This is a genomic window from Megasphaera sp. DJF_B143 (assembly GCF_900320625.1).
Taxonomy (GTDB): domain Bacteria; phylum Bacillota; class Negativicutes; order Veillonellales; family Megasphaeraceae; genus Megasphaera; species Megasphaera hexanoica.
On sequence record NZ_ONTA01000104.1, the window covers coordinates 1 to 2934 of the forward strand.

General features: G+C 51.4%; 3 protein-coding genes and 1 pseudogene. All 4 read left to right on the forward strand.

Going from position 1 to position 2934, the window contains the following annotated elements:
- Window positions 1-296, forward strand: a pseudogene (locus tag DBO31_RS03005) (B12-binding domain-containing radical SAM protein); the annotation flags it as partial.
- The gene (locus DBO31_RS03010) at window positions 271-981 is read left to right on the forward strand and encodes a TIGR03936 family radical SAM-associated protein (protein WP_113855800.1); all 711 of its coding nucleotides are present in this window, start codon (window positions 271-273) and stop codon (window positions 979-981) included. The pseudogene DBO31_RS03005 and the gene DBO31_RS03010, both read left to right, overlap by 26 nt.
- Window positions 982-1032: 51 nt before the next feature.
- Window positions 1033-2469, forward strand: a complete 1437-nt coding sequence (locus DBO31_RS03015) for an Rne/Rng family ribonuclease (RefSeq protein ID WP_075581100.1) — start codon at window positions 1033-1035, stop codon at window positions 2467-2469.
- A 15-nt stretch (window positions 2470-2484) separates the two neighbouring features.
- Window positions 2485-2934 (forward strand): hypothetical protein (locus tag DBO31_RS03020; protein ID WP_150824410.1); only part of this gene is annotated, 450 nt, incomplete at its 3' end.

The window sequence follows — 2934 nt, forward strand, 5'->3', positions numbered from 1 at the left end:
CAGAATTGTTTGACTATGATAAATGGATGCAGGCCTTTAAGAATGCCGGTGTCGATCCCGATTATTATGCCGCCCGTACGCGGTCTACGGAAGAACCGCTTCCCTGGGATCATCTCTCCGATGGGGCGGGTAAAGCCTTTCTCAAGAAAGAATGGCAGAAAGCTGTCGAAGGCAGCCTGACTCATGACTGCCGCCATCTGAGCTGTACTGGCTGTGGCGTCTGTCCTTCGCTCGGTGTCCATGTCAAAGACTATAAGGAAGGAGACAGCCATGGAAAGATTACGTTTAGCTGTTAAAAAAGAAGGGGCACTGCAATTTCTTTCTCATTTGGATTTTGCCCGCTGTGTGCGCTACATCATCATCCGTGCCGGACTGCCTGTTTTGTATTCCGAAGGGTTCAACCCCCATATGAAACTGAGCTTTGCTTCGGCTCTGGGCGTCGGCGTCGGTGCCGATGTGGAATACCTCGATATGGAACTGGCAGAACCCGTACCCGTCACCGATGTCATAGAACGGATGAACGCTGCTTCGCCCGACGGTTTTTCCGTCCGGGACGGAAAGTACATCGATGCCAAAGCTCCCAAACTCATGGCAGTTGCCAACTATGCCGTGTATGATATCAAAGGACCCGCTGCGCGCCCGGTAAGTCAGGATGAACTGGACGGTATTCTCCAGGCATTCAATGAAGCGTCCGATGTGACCTATGAAAAGGTATCAGTCAAGAAAGGCCACAAAGTACGCCTTATAGCCGTGAAAAACCATATCGTCGAACCGGTGTCTGGCATAGTAGAAAAGGATGGCATCTGCCTTCGTGCGGGAATTCTGGAGACGGAAGACGGGGCTATCAAGCCGCAGCAGTTATGGGACGTGCTGATGGCACAGTTCGGTCTGCCTGTACAGGCAGATCTCGTTCTGGCCTGGCGGCGAGGCATCTATGTCCGCAAAAATGGAACGAATTATTCGCTGTTTGATGGTGTATAGCATATAGTAAAAGACGGAAGGCAGCGTCATTGCAAAGGCAGGTGAAGACGGATGAAGACAATTATTGGCAATATCATGCCGGAGGAAACGAGGATAGCCATTCTGGAAGAAGGGATGCTGCGTGACTTTTCCGTAGAGCGGAATGATGAAAATCACATTGTCAATCATATATACAGAGGGACGATACAGAATATCCTGCCGGCTATGCAGGCCGCCTTTGTCAATATAGGACGCAGGAAAAATGCCTTTCTCTTCCTTGGCGACCTATTCCCGCGGGCAGCGACGAAGGAACAGATCCAGCAGACCCGCATTTCTGTCGGTCAGAGTGTTCTCGTCCAGGTCGTAAAGGAAGAACAGGGCAGCAAGGGCCCGAAAGTGACGGCCAATATCAGCCTGGCCGGCCGCTATGCCGTGCTGATGCCGACAGTGGATTATATCGGCGTTTCCAAGAAAATCCGCGATGAAAAGGAACGGGACCGCCTGCGTGCCATAGCCAGCCAGTTGAAACCGGAAGGCATGGGCATCATTATCCGGACCGTCGCCAGAGATATAGCAGAAAAGGACCTCACGGCGGATATTACGTATCTCCTGCATACGTGGCAAAGCGTACTGCGCCGGTACGAACTGGCACGCAAGCCCAAATTGCTGTACCGCGAAGCCGACCTGGTCATGAGGACAATCCGTGACTATTGTACGGATGATGTAAAAAAAATCATTGTCGATGACAAAGAAGCCTATGACAGGATATGTCAGGTCCTGCCCGATGACGGCTGGAGACAACGGGTCAGCCTGTATCAGGGTGATGAGCCCGTATTTGAATTGTACCATCTGGAAGAACAACTCCGCTGCCTGATGGCCCGGGAAGTGCCTCTTCCTTCCGGCGGCAATCTCATATTTGACAGGACCGAAGCATTGACTGTCATTGATGTCAACAGCAGCCGGTATACGGGGAGCAGCACTCTTCAGGATACGATTTTCCACGTCAATAAAGAGGCTGCCGTGGAAATTGCGCGCCAGCTGCGTCTCCGTGATATTGGAGGCATCATCATCATTGATTTCATCGATATGGCCCAGTCGAACCGGAGAAAGGAAATCCTGGACATCCTCGAACGGGAAACCGCCCAGGATTGTACCAAAACCCATGTCATGGGCATGACCGCATTGAATCTGGTAGAAATTACGCGGAAGAAATCACGCCAGGGACTTCATCAGGTCCAGTTCAGTCCGTGTAACGTCTGCGGCGGTTCGGGATATCTCTATTCTCCTGAAACGGTAGCTATCCAGATTATCCGGCGCCTTCGCCATATGGTACAGGTGCGTCACGTAAAAGGAGATTTCCTGATTAGTGCCCACCAGGACGTGGTGGATTTTCTGAAGGAACGGAAACGGCGGGAAAGACTGGAACAAGAATTATCGCGGACCCTCCACTTCGAAGTGTCCGATCATCCGAACCGGGAAGTCTTTTCTATCTTATCGTGGCATCCATAAAAGGAGGCGTCTCATATGAATCCAATCGTAAAGGCAGTGACGAGCTGCCTTTTTTTTGCAGGTATGTGCTCCAGTGTGCTGGCGGCAGATGGGCAAAACGCATATCTCCAGTCTAAAGTCCGGTATGAAGCGGCTATGGCATCGCTGGCATCGTACGACGATAAGCCGGGACAACTGGCAAAGTCGGAATACCGGGATGAAGGATGGCAGCTGGAGAGCGTTACCCGTATCAATAAGTCCTCACAGGTTGAATTTATCGTCTTACACAAAAAAGCCGTAGAAGAACACCCGGCCCGCTATATCCTGGCTATATCGGGAACAGTAGACAAAAAAGATATCAAAAGTGATTTGCGAACCCACTCAGTTCCCTTTCACCGGGAAGACGGACTGGAGTCCGGACGGGAAATCCCGTCAGTACACAAAGGCTTCGATGACTACGCCCGGACAATCCTCGATGCGGATCTC